This is a genomic window from Roseobacter sp. CCS2 (assembly GCF_000169435.1).
Classification (GTDB): domain Bacteria; phylum Pseudomonadota; class Alphaproteobacteria; order Rhodobacterales; family Rhodobacteraceae; genus Yoonia.
Window position 1 is genome coordinate 586,361 of the sequence record NZ_AAYB01000002.1, and the last position, 20,232, is coordinate 606,592.

19 protein-coding genes are annotated in these 20,232 nt (G+C 56.0%); 11 read left to right on the forward strand and 8 right to left on the reverse strand.

Going from position 1 to position 20,232, the window contains the following annotated elements; translation table 11 throughout:
• Positions 1-40: 40 nt before the first annotated feature.
• Genes RCCS2_RS09600 through RCCS2_RS09610 form a run of 3 tightly spaced genes read right to left on the reverse strand, consistent with a single transcriptional unit; the run spans position 41 to position 3,547 of the window.
• A complete protein-coding gene (locus RCCS2_RS09600; RefSeq protein WP_008233713.1) occupies positions 41-1,822 on the reverse strand; it encodes an SLC13 family permease in 1,782 nt (593 codons plus the stop codon).
• Positions 1,815-2,735, reverse strand: coding sequence for a DMT family transporter (locus RCCS2_RS09605; protein ID WP_008233714.1), 921 nt, complete (start codon positions 2,733-2,735; stop codon positions 1,815-1,817). The genes RCCS2_RS09600 and RCCS2_RS09605 overlap by 8 nt, the downstream gene beginning before the upstream one ends.
• The gene (locus tag RCCS2_RS09610) at positions 2,732-3,547 is read right to left on the reverse strand and encodes a TIGR00282 family metallophosphoesterase (RefSeq protein ID WP_008233715.1); all 816 of its coding nucleotides are present in this window, start codon (positions 3,545-3,547) and stop codon (positions 2,732-2,734) included. The genes RCCS2_RS09605 and RCCS2_RS09610 overlap by 4 nt, the downstream gene beginning before the upstream one ends.
• 86 nt (positions 3,548-3,633) lie before the next feature.
• On the opposite strand from RCCS2_RS09610, the gene RCCS2_RS09615 reads away from it, so the two are divergent.
• Positions 3,634-4,536, forward strand: coding sequence for a DMT family transporter (locus tag RCCS2_RS09615; protein ID WP_008233716.1), 903 nt, complete (start codon positions 3,634-3,636; stop codon positions 4,534-4,536).
• A 33-nt stretch (positions 4,537-4,569) separates the two neighbouring features.
• Here the strand turns inward: RCCS2_RS09615 and choV are convergent, their stop codons facing one another.
• The 3 genes from choV to choX are packed head-to-tail and all read right to left on the reverse strand — an operon-like array spanning position 4,570 to position 7,393.
• Positions 4,570-5,583 (reverse strand): choline ABC transporter ATP-binding protein, encoded by a 1,014-nt coding sequence (gene choV, locus RCCS2_RS09620; RefSeq protein WP_008233717.1) that lies wholly within the window; start codon positions 5,581-5,583, stop codon positions 4,570-4,572.
• Entirely contained in the window at positions 5,580-6,413 is an 834-nt protein-coding gene (gene choW, locus RCCS2_RS09625; protein ID WP_008233718.1) for a choline ABC transporter permease subunit, read from the reverse strand. Before choW ends, choV begins: the two co-directional genes overlap by 4 nt.
• Positions 6,414-6,469: 56 nt before the next feature.
• Entirely contained in the window at positions 6,470-7,393 is a 924-nt protein-coding gene (choX, locus tag RCCS2_RS09630; protein ID WP_008233719.1) for a choline ABC transporter substrate-binding protein, read from the reverse strand.
• A gap of 82 nt (positions 7,394-7,475) precedes the next feature.
• Between choX and betI the strand changes: the two genes are divergently transcribed.
• From betI to RCCS2_RS09655, 5 genes are all read left to right on the forward strand, one after another.
• A complete protein-coding gene (gene betI, locus RCCS2_RS09635; protein ID WP_050770802.1) occupies positions 7,476-8,060 on the forward strand; it encodes a choline-binding transcriptional repressor BetI in 585 nt (194 codons plus the stop codon).
• Positions 8,057-9,565: a choline-sulfatase gene (betC, locus tag RCCS2_RS09640; protein ID WP_008233722.1), complete on the forward strand. Its 1,509-nt coding sequence runs from the start codon at positions 8,057-8,059 to the stop codon at positions 9,563-9,565. Before betI ends, betC begins: the two co-directional genes overlap by 4 nt.
• A gap of 74 nt (positions 9,566-9,639) precedes the next feature.
• On the forward strand, positions 9,640-11,298 hold the full coding sequence (gene betA / locus RCCS2_RS09645) for a choline dehydrogenase (RefSeq protein ID WP_008233724.1): 1,659 nt from the start codon (positions 9,640-9,642) through the stop codon (positions 11,296-11,298).
• A gap of 84 nt (positions 11,299-11,382) precedes the next feature.
• A complete protein-coding gene (locus RCCS2_RS09650) occupies positions 11,383-12,027 on the forward strand; it encodes a thermonuclease family protein (RefSeq protein ID WP_008233727.1) in 645 nt (214 codons plus the stop codon).
• Positions 12,028-12,109: 82 nt separating this feature from the next.
• Complete coding sequence (locus tag RCCS2_RS09655; protein WP_008233728.1) at positions 12,110-12,346, forward strand: YdcH family protein; 237 nt, start codon at positions 12,110-12,112, stop codon at positions 12,344-12,346.
• Here RCCS2_RS09655 and RCCS2_RS09660 read toward each other — a convergent pair.
• Positions 12,343-13,743 carry a helix-turn-helix domain-containing protein gene (locus RCCS2_RS09660; protein WP_008233729.1) on the reverse strand — a complete coding sequence of 467 codons (1,401 nt, stop codon included), beginning with the start codon at positions 13,741-13,743 and terminating at the stop codon, positions 12,343-12,345. The two genes, RCCS2_RS09655 and RCCS2_RS09660, sit on opposite strands and share 4 nt — an antisense overlap.
• Positions 13,744-13,794: 51 nt before the next feature.
• Entirely contained in the window at positions 13,795-15,006 is a 1,212-nt protein-coding gene (locus RCCS2_RS09665) for a multidrug effflux MFS transporter (RefSeq protein WP_037294008.1), read from the reverse strand.
• 166 nt (positions 15,007-15,172) lie between these two features.
• On the opposite strand from RCCS2_RS09665, the gene RCCS2_RS09670 reads away from it, so the two are divergent.
• The 5 genes from RCCS2_RS09670 (at position 15,173) to RCCS2_RS09685 (ending at position 20,231) form a co-directional block, all read left to right on the forward strand.
• Positions 15,173-16,702 carry an acyl-CoA carboxylase subunit beta gene (locus RCCS2_RS09670; RefSeq protein WP_037293837.1) on the forward strand — a complete coding sequence of 510 codons (1,530 nt, stop codon included), beginning with the start codon at positions 15,173-15,175 and terminating at the stop codon, positions 16,700-16,702.
• A gap of 319 nt (positions 16,703-17,021) precedes the next feature.
• Positions 17,022-17,165, forward strand: a complete 144-nt coding sequence (locus tag RCCS2_RS18350; RefSeq protein WP_156788492.1) for a hypothetical protein — start codon at positions 17,022-17,024, stop codon at positions 17,163-17,165.
• A gap of 83 nt (positions 17,166-17,248) precedes the next feature.
• Positions 17,249-17,599, forward strand: a complete 351-nt coding sequence (locus RCCS2_RS09675) for a hypothetical protein (protein ID WP_008233733.1) — start codon at positions 17,249-17,251, stop codon at positions 17,597-17,599.
• A 328-nt stretch (positions 17,600-17,927) separates the two neighbouring features.
• Positions 17,928-18,134 carry a hypothetical protein gene (locus tag RCCS2_RS09680; protein WP_008233735.1) on the forward strand — a complete coding sequence of 69 codons (207 nt, stop codon included), beginning with the start codon at positions 17,928-17,930 and terminating at the stop codon, positions 18,132-18,134.
• A 99-nt stretch (positions 18,135-18,233) separates the two neighbouring features.
• Positions 18,234-20,231 carry an acetyl-CoA carboxylase biotin carboxylase subunit gene (locus tag RCCS2_RS09685; protein WP_008233736.1) on the forward strand — a complete coding sequence of 666 codons (1,998 nt, stop codon included), beginning with the start codon at positions 18,234-18,236 and terminating at the stop codon, positions 20,229-20,231.
• Position 20,232: the final 1 nt, after the last annotated feature.

Below are 20,232 nucleotides of genomic sequence, written 5' to 3' on the forward strand. Positions count from 1 at the left end.
GTCTCTATACGGCAAGCGGCCCAGCACCCGCAACCCCGCGCTAAAGCGGCCAGATAAAGGGGATCACGAAGGAAACAACAGGGGCAAGTGACAGATTTAGCGGAATGCCAAACTTCAAGAAATCCGAGAACCGATAACCACCAGGACCATAGACCAGCGTATTGGTTTGATAGCCAATCGGCGTCGCAAAACTTGCACTGGCCGCAATCATGACCGCCACGACCAAAGGGCGCGGATCGACACCAAGGGCGCTGGCCAAACCAATCGCGATCGGGGTCATGACCACAGCAACAGCATTGTTGGATACCAGTTCCGTTAGGATGCTGGACAACAGATACACTGCCAGCACGATAAAGAACGGCGGCAGTACCAGCATGACAGGCGACAGCGTATCCGCAATGATCCCGACAGCGCCGGATGATTGCAAGGCAGACCCCACACCAAGCATCGCAAAGATCAGCGCGAGCAAACGGCCGTCCACATAAGAAAACGCCTCATCCGCGTCAATGCAGCCGGTCATCAACACAATCGTTACGCCAATCATTGCCAGCATCAGGATGGGTGCCACACCCAGCGCCGCAAGCGTCACAACGCCCAGCAAAACGCCTATCGCCACAGGCGCATGTCCGCGGCGATATGCGCGCTGAGACGCCTCTGACACATCACCAAGGTTCATATCCTCAGCCAACCGCTGAATATCTTCTGGCGCACCCTCCAACAACAGCGTGTCGCCAACGCGCACCGTGATATCATCAATCTGTGCGCTGATATTTGCATCCCGCCGGTGCAGTGCCAACGGATAGACCGCATAGCGCCGCCGCAACCGCATGGACCCCAGACGGCGGCTGACCATCTTGCAATTGGGTGTGATCAACACCTCAACGGTGGTGGTTTCAACCGCTGAAAGCTGGTCAACCCGGCGCAGTTCCTTATTAGCCTGCAACGACAAAAGCTCGGTCATTTCCGTGCGCAGGATAACCCGGTCGCCAACCTGCAACACCACGTCCTTGAGGTTGCGCCGCAGCGATGTATCCCCGCGTATCACATCAATCAGGCGCACACCGTCGCGCTTGAACAGCTGCACGCTGGTCACTTCGCGCCCAATCAGGTTGCTTTCGGGTGGTACGACAGCTTCGGAAAAAAACTTCTTCTTGGACCGGTCTGACAACATCGTCGCCATACTTTGCCGGTCTGGCAGCAGGCGCGGGGCCATAAAATACAGGTAGGTAAATGTCCACAAGACCACGACAACGCCAATCGGGAAAATCTCTAAAATCCCAAAAGGCTCTAATCCTGATGATCGGGCAACCCCATCCACCAGCAGGTTGGTCGAGGTGCCAAGCAGCGTCATCGTACCGCCAACAATCGCGGCATAGCTGAGTGGGATCAGCAGTTTGGAGGCCGATGTGCCCAAAGTACGCGCCAATTGCACAAACACCGGGATCATCACGACAACCAACGGCGTGTTGTTCATAATCGCGCTGGCAAAGGCCACAAAGACCAGCCCGCCACCGATGGCCCGCGCCGGGCTGACTTTGGCCTGTCGTTCTGCGATTTGCGTCATTGCATTCAGCGCGCCGGTGCGCACCAAAGCGCCCACAATGATAAACATCGCCGCAATCGTCCACGGGGCAGGGTTGGCAAGTGCCATAACCGCTGCCTCATATGGCAACACACCCGTGGCCAGCAAGATTGACACACCGATCATCGCGACCACCTCGGTCGGATAGACCTCGCGTAGGAACATCAGGAACATGCCCACCACAACCGCCATGGTCATGATGGCGCTTTGCGTTTGGGTCAGGGAAAGAAAACTATCCATATGCGCGAGTGTCGCTCAGCGGCTGCGGATCAGCAACCCGTGGTTGGACAAGGCTAAGACCTACGGCCATGCATGCCAGTGCCGCCCAAATCCAAAGGCTGTAGGTTTCGCCCAACAGCAACATGGCCCAAAATACGCCCGACCCGGTGACGATGTAGCTGACTTGGCCTGCAAAAACCGAACCTGCCCGCGCGATCAACCAAACATAGCCTGCGTAGACCAATACATGAATGATGGAGCTAAGCAGCATGGTAAAATCGGCCAGAATAAAAGGCCGTTGCGGCAGAAAGAATTGTCCCGATCCAACAGCCAAGGGAAGTGCAAAAAGCGTTCCGATGGCGGAAGCACCAAAAAGCACCTGAAACGGATCAAGCCCTGCCGTACCCCAGCGCGCCACGATATTTCCTTCACAGGCATAGCAAAAAGGGGCGATCAGCGCCAAAGGCAGAAATGCGATCATGGCCCGTTCTGGTAGGCTGGCCTCTGGCAGGGCAATCAAGCCAACGCCGATCAGACCAAGGCAAAGACCACCCAAACGGCGAAACGAAAACCGGTCATTGCCCAGTGCCAATGCAATCGGAAAAGCCATCATCGGGATGGTCGCGATGACAATAGACATGATGCCCGACGGCAGATGAAATGCGGCCCGAAAACTGGTTGCACCAGGAATCAGCGTGCCGATGGTTGCGACCATCAGCCAGACAGCAAGGGTTTTTATAGTGAACGGCATGCGCCGCATCTGGCGCCAACGCATCACGCCAAGCAGCACAGCACCAATCAGCATTTGCCAAAAGATAATGCCAAAGGGCTGATAGCCTGCGCTTACCGTGATCTTGATCAGCGGTTGCGTCAGCCCCCAACCGCACCCGAGCAGCAACAGGAACCCTGTCAGCCGCATCCGTTCCGCACTCATGCAGGCCCCGTTTGCGACAAGCGCCCGCCTTGGCGGACCATCGCAACTTTGATCGCCTTGCCGGTCAGATTGTCTGTCTCAACGTAAAGACCCGACAGCGTGGCTTCATCCGTCGCTGGCGTGAAGCGAGATTTGGGCATGCCAGTGATAAACCGGCGCATAGGTTCAGTTTTTTCCATGCCAATGACAGAATTATAGTCGCCGCACATACCGGCATCGGTCATGTAGGCGGTGCCACTGGACAGGATTATCGCGTCACCGGTGGGCACATGGGTGTGCGTGCCAACGACAATGCTCGCCCGGCCATCGCAGAAATGGCCAGTGGCCATTTTTTCGGAGGTCGCCTCGCAATGGATGTCGATTAAGCTGGCCGCAACCTGACCACCCATTGGATATTGGCGTAAAACCGCATCAAGGGCAGAGAATGGATCGTCGAAAGGGCGCTTCATAAAGACTTGGCCCAAGACCTGTGCCACCAGCACCTTGCGCCCGCCGGGGGCATTGAAGACCCGCGCACCAACGCCGGGTGCTGCCTTGGAATAGTTTATCGGACGGATAATACGCTGTTCTTTCTCGATAAAGGTCAGCATGTCCTTTTGATCAAAAGCATGATCGCCAAGGGTGACAACATCAGCACCTGCATCAAGCAAGATATTTGCGTGATCACCTGACAGGCCCATCCCTGATGTCGCATTTTCGCCGTTCACCACGACAAAATCAAGCTTCCACGCCTCGCGCAGACGGGGCAGGTGGGTGGTAATCGCAGCACGCCCCGCGCGGCCCATGACATCGCCAAGAAAGAGTATCTTCATGTCAGCGTTGTTACGGGGTGTCGGCCTATTCATCCAGCGGTTTTTGCGCGCTTGCACTTGGGCGGGCTTGGTGCGACGGATGGCGCATGAAAGCACAATCACACTCCCGGCCGATTGTTGGCATTCTTTGGATGCTTTTCACAGGTTTGATGTTTGTGGCCGTGACCGCCGTGGTCAAACATGTAGGTGATGATGTACCCGCGGCGCAGGCGGCGTTCCTGCGCTACGTGTTGGGATTGGTGTTTCTGATACCAATGATCAAACCGATCTTGGCCGCGCATCTGACGGGGCGACAAAAGAAACTCTTTTGGGCGCGCGGGTTGGTTCACACGCTTGCGGTGATCTTGTGGTTCTTTGCCATGGCGCGCATTCCGATCGCTGAGGTGACGGCGATGAACTACCTTTCGCCAGTCTATGTTTCGCTCGGTGCGGCTTTGTTCTTGGGTGAACGCCTGCCGCCGCGCCGCTTGGCGGCGGTGATCATAGCGCTGATCGGCGCGATGATTATCCTGCGACCGGGCGTGAAAGAGGTAGAGCTGGGGCATATCGCGATGCTTGGCACGGCCGTGTGTTTCGCCGCAGGCTATCTGATCGCGAAACAGCTTTCTGGCGAAGTGTCCGCCCCGGTCGTTGTTGGGATGCTGTCGATCACTGTAACGGTCGGCTTGGCCCCTTTCGCGTGGGCGGTGTGGGTGACACCAACCTTGCCGCAGTTGGGATGGTTGTTTCTGGTGGCCTGTTTTGCGACAGCCGGACATTATTCCATGACCTTGGCCTTTGCCGCCGCCCCATTAACTGTCACGCAGCCGGTGACGTTCTTACAGCTGGTCTGGGCGGTGCTTTTGGGCGCAATCGTGTTCGGTGAAGCCGTCGATGGATGGGTTATATTCGGCGGCGCGGTGATTATGGCGTCGGTCAGTTTTATCACGTGGCGCGAGGCCGTAGCGCGGCGCAATGTAACGCCAGCCGCACCTGCAACGAAAGTTTAGGTTAGAACTTTTATGCCTCCGGCGGAGGTATTTTCAAACATGAGAAGGGGCAAGACGCGCGAGGATCGAGCCTTGCGTGATAATACCGACTGGTTGACCGTTCTCATGGACCTGCAAGGTCGCGCCGTTAATCTGGTTCATAATCTCTTGCACGGGTGTTTCGATGTCTATGACAGGGCCCTCAGCGGGCCCATCCGTCATCACATCGCGGGCGGTCAGTACGCCAAGCGGGTTCATATGCGCCACAAATTCCGCCACATATTCATTGGCAGGATTGGTGAAAATATCACGCGGTGTGCCGCATTGGACAATCCGACCGCCCTCCATGATCGCGATGCGATTGCCGATTTTGAAGGCTTCGTCCAGATCATGGCTGACAAAGATGATTGTGCGCCCGCGTTCTTTTTGCAATTCGAGAAGTTCGTCCTGCAAGCGGGTGCGGATCAGTGGATCCAGCGCCGAGAAGGGTTCGTCCATTAGCAGGATCGGCGCGTCAGTCGCAAAGGCACGGGCCAGACCGACACGTTGTTGCATGCCGCCAGACAGTTCACCGACCAGCGCATCGGCGCGGTCGGCAAGACCCACCATTTCCAATTCCTGATCGACCCGTTTGATCCGTGCGGCCTTTTCCATGCCGCCCAGTTCCAAACCCAAGCCGACATTATCGCGCACTGTACGCCACGGCAGCAGGCCAAATTGCTGGAACACCATCGACACGCATTCGCGACGCACCCGGCGCAGATCATTGGCTGAGCTTTTGCCGACGCTACAGCTCCAATCGCCATCGTGGATGCGCACCTCGCCGCGGATCACCGGGTTCAGGCCATTAACGGCGCGCAACAGGGTGGACTTACCGGAACCCGACAAGCCCATCAGCACCAGAATTTCACCCATCTCAACGTTAAGCGAACAGTTGTGCACGCCTAGAATCTGATCGGTCTTGTCGCGGATTTCAGGGCGTTCCAGCCCTTCGTCCATCAGGGGAAGTGCAGTTTCCGGCTTGGCCCCAAACACAATCGAGACATTATCAAATTCAACGGCATTCATTTTGATTTCACCCGCAACATCCGGTCAAGCATGATGGCGACGGCCACAATGACCAAACCAGATTCAAAGCCCAGCCCCGGGTCGTTACGCCCAAGCGCCTGCACGACCGGTTTGCCCAACCCGTTGGCACCCACATAGGCCGAGATAACGACCATCGACAATGACAGCATAATGACCTGGTTCAGGCCCGCCATGATCTGCGGAACGGCATAGGGCAGTTCGACTTTCCACAACCGCTGCGCGGGCGTGGCCCCAAAGGCTTCGGCGGCTTCCAGCAATGATGTCGGCGTGTTGGACACACCCAGATATGTCAACCGGATTGGCGCTGGCAGTACAAAGATGACGGTCGCGAAAAGACCGGGCACCATGCCAAGCCCAAAAAAGACAATGGCCGGGATCAGGTAAACAAAGGCAGGCAAAGTTTGCATCAGGTCAAGGACAGGACTGACCGCTTGATATGCCCGCGGGCGGTGGGCCAAAAAGATACCAATCGGCACGCCAAGTCCCATACACACCACGCAGGATGACAGCACCAGCGCCAAGCTATCCGTTGTTTCGTCCCAATAGCCCTGATTAAGAACAAACAGCAGACAAGCGAACACAAGCAGACATACTTTCCAGGACCGCTGCAAGACCCATGTGAGCAAGATAAAGGCCGCGATGACCACTGCTTCGGGCGGGGTTTGCAAGATCCATACAATCCCGTCGATCATGAAATCCAGCCCGTCGCTGACGGCGTCAAAGGCCGGTCGGCCATTTTCCTTAAGCCAATCAACCGCGTTCTCGGACCAGTCGCCGACCGGTATTTTATTGTCTGTTAGCCAGCTCATGACTGTCCCTATCGTCCAAAAAAAGAGGAGCGCGAAACGCGCTCCTCTTTTCGTGTTTAGTTTGCGAGTGCGGCAGTAACGGCTGCAACGGCATCACCGCCATCTTTGGTCGTCACACCGTCAAGCCAAGCGGCCCATGCGTCGGGATTTGCGGCGAGCCATGCTTTTGCTGCATCATCGGGGTCCATATCATCATTCAGGATCGCGCCCATGATTTCGTTTTCCATCGCAAGCGAGAATTCAAGGTTTTGCAGCAGTTTGCCTGTGTTGGGGCATTCATCCACGTAACCCGCGCGCGTGTTGGTGGCCACCGTCGCACCACCAAGGTCTGGACCGAAATAATCGTCACCACCCGGCAAATACGTCATGTCGAAATTGGCATTCATAGGGTGCGGTTCCCAGCCTAAGAACACAATTGCCTCATCGCGGTCATCTGACCGCTCAACTTGTGCCAGCATGCCTTGTTCGGAACTTTCAACAACCTCGAACCCGTTCAGGCCAAAAGCATCGGCATCAATCATATCTTGGATCAGGCGGTTGCCGTCATTGCCGGCCTCAATGCCATAGATTTTGCCATCAAGCGCATCCATGGCCGTTGCGATTGATGCAAAATCCGTGATCCCAGCGGCAACTCCGGCGGCGTTTGTCGCCAGCGTATATTTCGCGCCTTCAAGATTGGTGCGCACGGTGTCCACAGTGCCCGCTTCGCGGTAGCTGGCAATATCACCTTCCATTGTGGGCATCCAATTGCCCAAAAACACATCGATATCGCCCTGTGCCATGGATGCATATGTGATCGGCACAGAAAGGATATCTGTTGTGGTCTCGTATCCCAGTGCTTCCAGCACGATGGATGTGGTGGCGGTTGTGGCTGTAATGTCTGTCCAGCCGACGTCAGAAAAGCGGACCAGATCACAGTCGGCAAAGGCAGGAACTGCGGCACAAACAGCCAGGACCGATAGCGTTGATTTCAGTTTCATTTCTTTCTCCCAGATTTTTCTTGATTGACGGGTCAATAAAGAACGATTTATCTGCTCGGGCTGCCCCTGAATGAGGAAGATCATGCCCAAGCTTGGAATGGAGCCTATCCGCCGCGCCGCGTTAGTGAAAGCCGCGATTGATGAAATCGGGGCGGTCGGCAATTTGGATGTAACGGTCAGTAATATTGCCAAACGTGCGGGTATGTCCTCGGCGCTGGCGCATCATTACTTTGGCGGCAAGGAACAGATTTTCCTCGCGGCTATGCGGCACACTCTGGCGCTTTATGCCGGTGAGGTGCGTGGCGCACTGCGTGGGGCCACAGGCCACAAGGCACGGTTAGAAGCGATCATCCGGGCGGGATTCGCGTCGTCGAATTTTCAGCCAGAGGTGATTGCCGCTTGGCTCAACTTCTATGTGCTGGCCCAGACATCTGCACCTGCGCATGATCTGCTGGGCATCTACCAGCGCCGGTTGCACAGCAATCTGTTGCATGACCTGCGCCCTTTAATTGGCGCACGCGCTGATGGTGCGGCCTCCCGAATTGCCGGGTTGATCGACGGGCTTTACCTGCGCCAAGGTCTGTCGCGGGCCAATACGGAACAATCAGACGCCACAAGGCAGGCGCTGGGCTTACTTCATATCGAACTCGAAGGGCGGACCCAATGAGCAAGCCAAACATCCTGATCATCATGGTTGACCAGTTGAACGGCACGCTGTTCCCCGACGGGCCTGCGGATTGGCTACATGCGCCAAACCTCAGAAGGCTTGCCGCCAGGTCCACACGTTTCGCCAACGCTTATACTGCATCACCTTTGTGCGCGCCGGGGCGTGCATCATTTATGTCCGGGCTGCTGCCATCGCGCACGGGCGTCTACGACAACGCCGCTGAATTCGCCTCATCCATCCCAACCTATGCCCACCATCTGCGGCGCGCGGGCTACCAGACCTGCCTTTCAGGTAAGATGCACTTTGTCGGCCCTGACCAGATGCACGGGTTTGAGGAACGTTTGACCACAGACGTCTATCCCCCGGATTTCGGCTGGACGCCGGACTATCGCAAACCGGGCGAACGGATCGATTGGTGGTATCACAATATGGGGTCTGTGACCGGGGCAGGGGTGGCCGAGATCACCAACCAAATGGAGTATGACGATGAGGTTTGCTATCACGCGACCCGTAAGCTTTATGACCTCTCGCGCGGTCATGATGATCGGCCTTGGTGTCTGACGGTTAGCTTCACACACCCGCATGATCCCTACGTGGCGCGTAAGAAATACTGGGACATCTACGCGGATTGCGACCATCTGCTGCCAGAGGTCGGCCCAATCCCTTACGATGACCAAGACGCGCATTCTCAACGCATCCTCGACGCCAATGACCGCGATAATTTCAACATCACCGAAGATCACATCAAACGCGCGCGCCGGGCCTATTTCGCAAATATCTCCTACATCGACGATAAAATCGGTGACGTGCTGCAAACGCTCGAAGACACGCGGCAAGAGGCCACAATCCTGTTTGTGTCAGACCACGGCGATATGCTGGGCGAACGCGGGCTGTGGTTCAAAATGTCGTTCTATGAAGGATCCGTACGCGTGCCCCTGATGATCGCCAGTGATCAGATGGAACCGGGTTTGAATACCACCCCGGTCAGCAACATCGACGTGGCCCCGACACTGTGTGATCTGGCAGGGATTGATATATCCGAAGTCGAACCTTGGACAACTGGCGAAAGCCTCGTGCACTTGGGCCAAGGCGGCACCCGCGACACGCCAGTTGCAATGGAATACGCAGCCGAAGGCAGTTATGCGCCACTGGTGTCCCTGCGTTACGGCAAATGGAAATACACCCGCTGCACGCTTGACCCTGATCAACTTTTTGATCTGGAGGCAGATCCGCACGAATTGACAAACCTTGCCGCTGAACCCGCCCACCAAGGCACGCTCACCCAATTGCGCGCCAAATCCGAAGCACGCTGGGACCTTGCCCAATTCGACGCCGCCGTGCGTCAATCGCAAGCCTGCCGCTGGGTGGTCTACGAGGCGCTACGCAACGGCAGCTATTTCCCATGGGATTATCAGCCGCTGCAAAAAGCGTCCGAGCGATACATGCGCAACCACATGGACCTGAATGTTCTTGAAGAAAACCAACGCTTCCCGCGCGGCGAATAACGCTGATCATCTTGACTAAAAACTCCCGCCCAAGGCTGCGGTGAGGTTCACAAACCCAAAGGCTGAATACGAATATGCAAGCTGACTATGTCATCATCGGCGCAGGCTCTGCGGGTTGTGCTATCGCCTACCGGCTTGCGGAAGCGGGCAAACAAGTGCTTGTGATCGAACATGGTGGTACAGACGCTGGTCCATTCATCCAAATGCCTGCTGCACTGTCCTACCCGATGAACATGAAACGCTACGATTGGGGCATGAAATCAGAACCGGAACCGCATTTAGGCGGACGTCAACTCGTCACGCCGCGCGGCAAGGTTATCGGTGGATCATCCTCGATCAACGGTATGATCTATGTGCGCGGCCACGCCTGCGACTATGATTATTGGGCAGAAAGCGGCGCGCGTGGCTGGTCCTACGCGGACGTGTTACCCTACTTCAAACGGATGGAACATTGGCACGACGGTGGCCACGGCGGCAACCCCGATTGGCGCGGCACAGACGGACCACTGCACGTCACACGCGGCCCGCGAAAGAACCCCCTGACCCGCGCTTTTGTCGAAGCAGGGCGGCAGGCAGGCTACCCGGTCACCGACGATTACAACGGTGAACAACAAGAGGGGTTTGGCCCCTTTGACGCAACCATCTACAAAGGAATACGCTGGTCTGCGGCGACGGCCTATTTGCGCCCTGCGCTCAAGCGCCCTAACTGCAACATCACCCGCGCCTTCGCGCGTAGAATTGTTATTGAAGATGGGCATGCCACCGGGGTTGAGGTCAGCCGTGGTAGCAAGATTGAGTTTATCACCGCGAACGAGGAAGTCATCGTTGCAGCCTCATCGTTGAATTCGCCCAAGCTGCTCATGCTGTCGGGCATCGGTCCGGCTGCGCACCTGCAACACCATGGGATCAACGTCGTTGCAGACCGCCCCGGTGTGGGTCAAAACCTGCAAGACCACCTAGAGCTTTATATCCAGCAGTCCGCCACCAAACCGGTCTCGCTTTTCTCGTATTGGAACATTCGGGGCAAAGCGAAGATCGGGCTGGAGTGGTTGCTATGGAAAACCGGCCTTGGCAGTTCCAACCAATTTGAAAGTGCGGGCTTCATCCGTTCACGCGCAGGCATTAAATACCCCGACATCCAATACCATTTCCTGCCCATCGCAGTCAGCTATGATGGCAAGATCATCCCCGATGGCCACGGCTATCAAGCACATGTCGGCCCGATGCGGTCCCAGTCACGCGGGCAGGTTACGCTTCGTTCTGCCGATCCCGATGACCACCCGAAAATCGCGTTCAACTACATGTCACACCCGCAAGACTGGGAAGATTTCCGCACCTGTATCCGCCTGACCCGCGAGATTTTCGCGCAACCTGCCTTCGATGACTTCCGCGGTCGCGAAATCCAACCCGGTGAGGCAGCGCAAAGCGACGCCGATCTTGATGCGATCATCCGCGACCATGCAGAAAGCGCTTATCACCCCTGCGGCACCTGCAAGATGGGTGATCCGGGCGATCCAATGGCGGTTGTCGACCCCGAAACCCGCGTCATCGGGGTGAAGGGGCTGCGCGTCGCTGACAGTTCAATCTTTCCGCGTGTCACCAATGGCAATACCAACGGGCCATCCATCATGGTTGGTGAAAAAGCGGCGGATCACATTCTGCAACGTAATCCACTGCCACCATCAAACGATCAGCCGTGGATACACCCTGAATGGGAAACGAAGCAAAGATAAACGGCTGTCACCACGTTAACACATTTTTAACCTTTCTTAACGAATTGGCTTGTCGCTGCGGACCGTACCCCCCTAATTCAAAGTATGGTTCGCATACTTTCACTTTTGATTGTTCTTCTTGGCACGCCTTTGTTGGCCGCGCCAAATGATACGGTTCGCGTGATTGATGCGGACACCATTGATGTTGGCGGCACGCGCGTGCGCTTGTTTGGTATCGACGCACCGGAAATGGGGCAGCCTTGCCGGGCAGATGGGCGCGAATGGGATTGCGGGGCTTGGACGCGCGATGCGGTGCGCAATCGTTTCGAAGGCACCTATGCCCGCTGCCAATACCGCGACACAGATCGGTACGGTCGGGTTGTGGCGCAATGCAGCGTTGACGGTCAAGATATGGGCCAGTTGATTGTCTATTCGGGGATGGCGTGGGCGTTCCGCCGATACTCCGAAACGTACGATCTGGATGAAAAATCCGCCGCTATCGCTGCGCGCGGGCTTTGGGCCGTCGAGGTTCAGATGCCATCCGATTATCGCGCTGCACGGGTTGCCGATGATCCCGCACCGAACCAAAGCTGTGCGATCAAAGGCAATATCTCATCCGGTGGACGTATCTATCATGTGCCGGGACAGGAACACTATGGCCGTACCCGGATTAACCCGGCCAACGGCGAACGCTGGTTCTGTTCGCGCGCAGCGGCCGAAGCGGCTGGATGGCGCGCAGCCCGGCGATAGCGCGCGCATTTGATCCCGATCAAAGTGACCATCTTGTAATGACGCTAAGCTGCCGTTGAACAACACCCAAAGGAGCATCTTAATGTCGCATACCCCGCATGAGCTTATTGAAGAATTCCCCGACCAAGTCGATGCGATGCATACGCTGAAGGAAAACGATGCCCATTTCGCCAAGCTTTATGATGAATACCACGTCATCAACCGGGCCATTCACCGCGCCGAAACCGATGTAGAGCCGACCGATGATCTGCATATGGGTGAAATGCGTAAACAACGCATGGTGTTGAAAGATCAGATCGCGGCAGCGTTGCGGGCCTAATCCAACTGATAGGGCAAGATGCCCCGGCGATCAGGATCAACCCGCAGCTGCCGTTCAAGCGGTGGCACTGATCGCTGGTGGCAGTTGCGCCGTTCGCAAATCCGACAGGAAATGCCGATTGGCGCATAGGCCTCTGCCGCACCCAAATCCATATGATCTGCGTAAACCAGGGCAGGGGCGTGTTTCACCTCGCAGCCCAACCCAATCGCATAGCGGCGGGTGGGCACATTGAACGCGCCGCCTGATTTACTCACGTCACGCGCCAGACAGAAGTACCGCGCGCCATCGGGTGTTTCGGCCAATTGGCGCAGGAATTGCCCCGGCAATTCGAAGGCCTGATGCACATTCCACAATGGGCATGCCCCGCCATAGCGTGCGAATTGAAGGGTTGTGGCAGAATGGCGTTTTGTGATCGTGCCTGCCTGATCAACACGGACAAAGAAGAAAGGAATGCCTTTTGCGCCGGGCCTTTGCAATGTCGACAAGCGATGCGCGACCTGTTCCAGCGATGCACCAAAGCGCGCAGATAGAATTTCAAGATCATGGCGGGTGGCCTGTGCCGCGGACAGAAAAGCCGCATAAGGCATTAGCGCGGCACCAGCGAAATAGTTGGCAAGCCCCACTTTTGCGATGCTGCGCGCTTCATCGGATTGAAAGCGCGCAAGGTCCAGCGTCGCCTCTAGCAGCGGTTCCTGGGCGATAAGCGCCAATTGCAACAGAAGCTGGAATGTCTGGGTCGCGCCACTGGCAAACTGCGAAATCGTCAGGGTTTTGGTTTCTGCATCGTAGTGGCGCAGATCCGTGGCATCGCGAAACACTGTTTTGATGCCATGACTGTCCAACATCCGCACAGCGGCATCGGCCATCGCCTCACCCGGACTGGTGCGGCTGGCAAAACGTTCGGCCGCGCGGTCCACCGCATCAATATAGTTGTCGCAATAGTGAAAAAAGTCGCGCACCTCTTCCCAAGGGCTGGGCTGCAAGCGTGCGTCTTCGCGGCCCAATGCCTCGTCCAATGACGCCAGCCGTTCATGGGTTTGGCGGTAGGCCGCGTGCAGATCCAGAAAAGCACGTGCAAGGGCGGGCGCATTGGCTGCGGCAAGCCGCATATCGGCAAGGGCAGGGGCTGGGCCAATGAATACCGGATCGGCAAGCGCTTCGCGCATGTCACCCACAAGCCGGGCTTCATCACCTGACTGCAGTTCGGTCACATCAAACCCGAATTCCTGCGCAAGCCCCAACACCACCGCTGTCGACACAGGCCGGTTATTGTTTTCCATCTGGTTAAGGTAAGGCAGCGATACGCCCAGCCTTTCAGCAAACGCCTTTTGCGTCAGCTCCAGCCGCCCGCGTAACTCGCGCAGCTTTGCGCCAGCATAAAGTTTCTGAACCGCCATATCCCACCTTTGCAGATTTGCTGTGTCACATTAGCTGCTGCAAAGAAGGCGTCAAGCGATCCGCTTTTCCCGCCAGACCACGAAAAGTACAGATAAAAGCGCCAAAACCGAGGTGCCCAGCATGATCAGTTGCAAAGGCATCGTCCCGGTTTCAATCGTCAGAATACTGCCTGCAAATTGCGATAGTGCGGCACCGCCACCGATCATGATTGCACCGGCCAATCCGCTGGCTGTCCCGGCCAAATGCGGACGCACAGAGATAGAGCCTGCCATGACATTGGGCAGCATCACCCCGTTGCCAAGCCCCAGGAAGGTGCAAAACCCAAAGAAGTTCAGCGGATGATTGACACCAGATAGCGTCAGGATCGCAGACAGCCCGAGGCCAAAAATAGTGATCAGCGTGCCGATTATCGCCATGCGGTTGATGCCAACACTGATCGAAAAGCGCCCGGAGAAAAAGTTACCCAACGCATATCCAATAGCGGGCGCGCCCAGGGCGATGCCGCTCCACAGTGGCGACAGCCCAAAGATATCACTGGCGACAAAAGACGTACCGCCCAGAAGGGCAAAGAAAGCACCAGAGCCGAAAGCCGCGCATAATACATAGCCCCAAAAACGTGGTGAGCGGAAAAGCTCGGGGTATGTCTTAAGCTGGTCACGAAATTTGGTGCCTTCACCTTTCACTGTCTCACCCAGATCGGCATAAACCAGCGCAAGCGTTGCAAGCCCTGCGATCGAAAGAAACACAAAGGTCGCTTGCCAGCCAAAGGCTTGCTCTAACCCGCCACCAATCATCGGGCCGACCATCGGCACCAGCGCCATGCCCATAGTGACGTAGCCAATCATGGATGCGGCTTCATTCTGGGGCACGATGTCGCGTACAATTGCCCGGCCAAGCGCCATGGATGTCGCAACGGCAGCTTGCATGATGCGAAAGAAAAGGAACACTTCAACCGTGGTCGCAAAAAGAGCCCCAATCGAGGCGACGACAAAAACCATAAGCGAGCCCAGCACCATTACGCGGCGGCCATAGCGATCAGAAATAGGGCCGATGAAAACCTGCAACACTGCCGTTGCCGCCAAATACCCTGACAGCGCAATCTGCATGATCGCGTATTCTGTATCAAAATACGTTGTCATCGCCGACAGTGACGGCAGGAAGATCGACATGCTGAGCGCGGCCATACCGGTGATCAACACGAGGGTCAGGATATGTGGTGGTGTGGTGCGATCCAGAAAGCGGATCGTGGGTAGGGTGGTCATATCACAGGTGTATTCCGCTGACAGGATCTTGTCCATCATTGCGTTATTTGCAAGTTTACAAAATTGAAACGATGCTAATTCAAATATTTGCAAATATGCCTATTCGCCCTTCTCCCATCCTGTGCTGCGCGTTAAGATAGATCATCAAACGGTGGGGAACGATCCAATGGACGTATTGCAGGAACTGGAAACGCGGCGGCAAGCGGCCCGCTTGGGTGGCGGTGAAAACCGCATCGCCGCACAGCACAGCAAAGGCAAGCTGACCGCGCGCGAGCGGATTGAACTGTTGCTGGATGACGGGTCCTTCGAAGAGTTTGATATGTTCGTCGCCCACCGCTGCACCGACTTTGGCATGGAAAATGACCGCCCCGCAGGTGATGGGGTTGTTACGGGCTGGGGAACGATCAACGGGCGTTTGGTTTATGTGTTCAGTCAGGACTTTACCGTAATGGGTGGATCCGTGTCCGAAACGCATGGTCAGAAAATCTGCAAGATTATGGATATGGCCGTGCAGAATGGCGCGCCGATCATTGGGATCAACGATTCCGGTGGCGCGCGCATTCAGGAAGGTGTCGCCAGCCTTGCCGCTTACGGCGAGGTGTTTCAGCGCAATATTACCGCCTCTGGCGTGGTTCCGCAGATCAGTCTGATCATGGGGCCAACGGCGGGTGGTGCGGTGTATTCGCCCGCGATGACTGACTTTATCTTTATGGTCAAAGACAGCTCTTACATGTTTGTCACGGGCCCTGATGTAGTCAAGACAGTGACCAACGAACAAGTGACGGCAGAAGAACTGGGTGGCGCTGGGACACACACAAAGAAATCCTCGGTTGCTGATGCGGCCTTTGAAAATGATGTCGAGGCAATCGCAGAGGTGCGTCGCCTTGTTGATTTCCTGCCGCTGCACAACCGCGACAAGGCACCTGTCCGTCCGTTCTTTGATAATGTGAACCGCATGGAAGCCAGCCTTGATACGCTGGTACCTGATAATCCTAACATGCCGTATGACATGAAAGAGTTGATCACAAAGCTGGCGGATGAGGGCGACTTTTACGAAATCCAAGAAGAGTTCGCCAAGAATATCCTGACGGGATTTATTCGGCTTGAAGGTTCGAGCGTTGGCGTTGTCGCCAACCAGCCGATGGTGCTTGCCGGGTGTCTGGACATTGACGCATCCCGCAAAGCGGCGCGATTTGTCCGTTTCTGTGATGCGTTTGATATCCCGATCCTGTCGCTTGTTGATGTGCCGGGTTTTTTGCCGGGGACCAGCCAAGAATATGCAGGCGTGATCAAACACGGGGCAAAATTGCTTTTTGCCTATGGCGAAGCGACGGTTCCGAAGGTTACGGTGATCACCCGCAAGGCCTATGGCGGTGCCTACGTGGTGATGTCATCCAAGCACCTGAATGGCGATTTCAACTATGCTTGGCCCACGTCAGAGATTGCGGTGATGGGGGCCAAAGGCGCAACCGAGATAATTCATCGTGCTGACCTGAACGATCCTGAAAAGCTTGCCAAGCACACGCAGGATTATGAAGACCGCTTTGCGAACCCCTTTGTCGCCGCCGAAAAAGGTGTCATTGATGAGGTCATCATGCCGCACGCCACACGCAAACGGGTCTGCCGGGCTTTTGCATCGCTGCGCACGAAGCAAGTGCAAACCCCGTGGAAAAAACATGACAACATTCCGCTGTGATTCAACGCTGTCAGCATAACCCCGCGCTACGCGCGTCCCCGGTGGCGGGCATTGGCAGGAATATGCCGTTCAGCGCCGCCTGTAGGGTACCATATCTGGCGTTGTTTCTGGCCCGTGTCCGAAATATAGATCGCGTGACAAAGCCCCGCCTATTGTTTGAGTTTGCGCTGCAACATTACGCGCAGTTCGCTTTGAAGGCGTTTGAGAGCACAGTGTTTTTGCCTAAGTTGCCAGCACGTGAAATTGATATCGCGTTCTCGTGGGGCAAAGGTGGCGAAGATCACTGGCAGCCCTGCACAAACAGAGGCAGGCAAATAAAATGCTACAAGGACTTATTGCGTTTTCGGTCGCAGCGCTCATGGCGATTGTTGCCGTATCTGGCAGCCAAGACCGCGCGCCGCTGCAATTCACCTCGGATGCAGCAGCACAACAACAGGTCGATTACGACCGGTTGGGTTACTAAAGCGCACAGTTTTGGACGGGCTTTGGGGCCCGTCCATCCCGCCCCCTTTTTGACCGGAGGGGCGCATGGCTAATCTTCCCTATATGGACAAACATCGCGGGTTCCCCGGGCGATTGCCGGGAACCGATTTTCAGTTCGTGCTGCGCCGCGCAAACAAAGGCGGTGCAACACCACTGACCGAACGCATCCGCTATCCCGACCGGCGCCCACCAGACAAGCGCGCGGACGCGGGTTTTATGCAGGCCCTATGGGAACACTTTGGTGAAGACCCGTTTGTGCGCGGCAATCTTGATGCTGGACGTCTGAGCTGGCTTTTCGGGCGCGAGGTAATCCCAGCCGAAGACCCATTTGATCCCGCCAGCTATGAAGCGATGCTGCGGATTGATGTGAATGTTGCGCGTCAGACATTCCCCGAGATCGTGGAGGACAGTTGAACGTGAACGATAATTTGCCGAAACAATCTAAGCGGGAATTCGCTTATTCCGCCGGGCCCGCGAAACAATGCTATTCAGATCGCCATTCTTTGGTCACAGTCAATGGTGTAGCAGGACGTTCCAGAATTTGTTCTGCTGCAAATTCTCTATACCGTTACCCTTCCCCTGATCGGCCCGCTTACTCACCAAGCGGGCCGATAACGGTTTTCCGCCTGTATAGCGCAAAAATGACGGGTGATATTGGATATCATTGTGAAATTGCTATTCATCGTGGCGCAGACCGCACCAATCGTGGGGCGGTCGATATCACAATGATAGGTTTAAGATTATGCAAAAGACATCAATCATCCTCGCGACAGTGGCAGTATTTGGTTTGGCAGGTTGCCTTGAGGGCGACGTGGAACGTGGCGTCGCAGGTGCAGGCGCTGGCCTTGTGGCTGCAGAAGTACTGGGTACGGACCGCACAGGGACAATCCTGGCAGGTGCAGCAGCCGGCGTTCTGTGTGACGACGCAGGCATCAACGGCTGCCGCTAAGTTAAACAATCGCGCCCATTGCGGGCGTGCAATGCATAAAGACCGTCGCTGGGGCCACGTCCCTGCGGCGGTTTTTTCGTTTTTGGGGACGTGAAGACAATGTTCAAAAAAATCCTGATCGCAAACCGTGGTGAAATTGCCTGTCGTGTTATCAAGACCGCCCGCAAGATGGGCATTCAGACAGTTGCGATTTATTCGGACGCCGACCGCAATGCGCTGCATGTGAAAATGGCTGATGAAGCGGTGCACATTGGCCCGCCCCCCGCCAACGAATCCTATATTGTCATCGACAAGGTCATGGATGCGATCAAACAAACCGGTGCTGAAGCTGTGCATCCCGGTTATGGTTTTTTGTCAGAGAACCCTAAATTCGCCGATGCGCTTGATGCCGCTGGCGTTACCTTTATCGGCCCGCCAAAAGGCGCGATTGAGAAGATGGGCGATAAGATTACATCCAAGAAAATCGCGCAGGATGCAGATGTGTCCACCGTACCCGGCTACATGGGGTTGATCGAAGACGCCGAAGAGGCTGTCAAAATCTCTAACCAAGTTGGCTATCCCGTGATGATCAAAGCCTCTGCCGGTGGTGGCGGTAAGGGCATGCGGATTGCGTGGAACGATGACGAGGCGCGCGAAGGTTTCCAGTCGTCCAAGAACGAGGCCGCCAACAGCTTTGGCGACGACCGTATCTTTATCGAGAAATTCGTGACCCAACCGCGCCACATCGAAATTCAGGTGCTTTGCGATGGGCACGGCAATGCGGTGTATCTGCACGAGCGTGAATGTTCGATCCAGCGCCGAAACCAGAAAGTGATTGAGGAAGCCCCAAGTCCTTTCTTGGATGAAGCCACCCGTAAGGCGATGGGCGAACAATCCGTCGCATTGGCGCAGGCTGTTGGTTATACCAGCGCCGGTACGGTTGAATTCATCGTTGATGGTGACCGCAATTTCTATTTCCTTGAAATGAACACCCGCTTGCAGGTGGAACACCCTGTGACTGAATTGATCACAGGCGTTGATCTGGTTGAACAGATGATCCGCGTGGCCGCTGGGGAAAAACTGCCTTTTACGCAGAAGAACCTCAAGATCAACGGCTGGGCAATGGAAAGCCGTCTTTATGCCGAAGACCCGTATCGTGGGTTTCTGCCGTCGATCGGGCGTCTAACTCGCTATCGCCCCCCTGTTGAAGAGGCCACGGAAACCCGTGCTGTCCGCAATGACACTGGTGTGTTCGAGGGCGGCGAGATCAGCATGTACTATGACCCGATGATCGCCAAGCTGTGCACTTGGGCCCCTGACCGTGCCACCGCGATTGAGGAGATGCGGCTTGCGCTTGATGGGTTCGAATTGGAAGGGATCGGGCATAACCTGCCGTTCCTCGCGGCGGTGTATGACCATCCAAAGTTCACCAGCGGGAATATGACAACCGCCTTTATCGAAGAAGAATACCCCGACGGTTTTGAAGGGGTGACATTGGATAAGGACACCTGCGAACGTGTTGCTGCCGCTGCCGCCGCGATGCACCGGGTCGCTGAAATTCGCCGTACGCGCATTTCTGGCCGCATGGATAATCACGAACGCCACGTGGGCGAAGATTGGGTAGTTAAACTGCAAGGCCACGCGCATGACGTGAAAATCAGCGCAGACAAAACCGGTGCGGATGTTGCGATTGGCGACCGGTCCCTGCGGGTGGAAAGCGATTGGACACCGGGCGATCCACTGGCGCGCCTGAGCGTGGATGGATCACCTTTGGTTTTGAAGATCGGCAAAATCTCTGGTGGCTTCCGCGTCCGCTATCGTGGGGCGGATTTGAAAGTGCATGTGCGCACCCCGCGTCAGGCCGAACTTGCAGCGCTGATGCCTGAAAAGGTGGCTCCTGATACGTCGAAATATCTGCTGTGCCCTATGCCCGGCCTGATCGTAAAGGTTGATGTGGCCGAAGGTGATGAGGTGCAGGAAGGTCAGGCGCTTTGCACCGTTGAGGCGATGAAGATGGAAAACATCCTGCGGGCCGAAAAGAAGGGCACTGTGAAAAAGATCAAAGCGGGTGCGGGCGATAGCCTTGCCGTTGACGAAGTGATTATGGAGTTTGAATGAT